The organism is Massilia sp. DJPM01 (assembly GCF_030348125.1).
In the GTDB taxonomy this organism is placed as follows: Bacteria; Pseudomonadota; Gammaproteobacteria; order Burkholderiales; family Burkholderiaceae_D; genus Telluria_A; species Telluria_A frigida.
In genome coordinates this window covers 1-649 of record NZ_JAQOZV010000212.1, presented here as the reverse complement: position 1 = coordinate 649, position 649 = coordinate 1, and the positions used below count along the sequence as shown (strand labels likewise).

Sequence of the window (649 nt, the reverse complement as noted above, 5' to 3'; positions counted from 1 at the left end):
TCGATACGACGCGGCGGGCCGCGTGACAGCCATCGGCACCAGCACGTTTGAATACGGCGCTGCCGGCAGCCCGGCAGCGGATCGCGTGACGGTAATAAATGATGAGGCTGGGAAAACTATATACTCATACGATGGCATGGGAAGGGTTTTGAGGAAAGAGCAGACGAGCGGCCCGGCGTCCAGGCGCTTCGTGACCGACTACACCTATGGCGCCGAGGGAAGTGCCGTTGGACACGTCACGTCGATGACCTACCCCAGCGGCAATCGCATCGACTTCACTTACGGCAGTAATGGCAAACCGTCCGCCCTGGGCCTGACCCGTCCGAATACTGCGCGCACGACCATTTTGAGTCAGATAAGCTACCAACCGTTCGGCGCTGTGCGCTCTTGGTTATGGGGTAATCACAGCGCGGGCAGTCCCAATCAATACGACCGCCAGTTCGACCTGGAAAACCGCCTCGTCAGTTATCCGCTCGGCAACGTGAAGTTCGGAGGGGCGACGCGCACGCTCAGTTACGATGCCGCCGGGCGGATCGTGGCAAGCACGCATGCGGGGAACGCCACGTCAAGCAGGCTGGACCAGCGCTACAGCTACGATGGGCAGGATCGCCTCATCAGCTTTACCAGCGCCACGGCCAGCCAGCGCTTC

General features: G+C 61.2%; 1 pseudogene. It reads left to right on the top strand.

From position 1 onward, the window contains the following. Positions 1–649: pseudogene (locus PO883_RS34720) on the top strand (hypothetical protein); the annotation flags it as partial.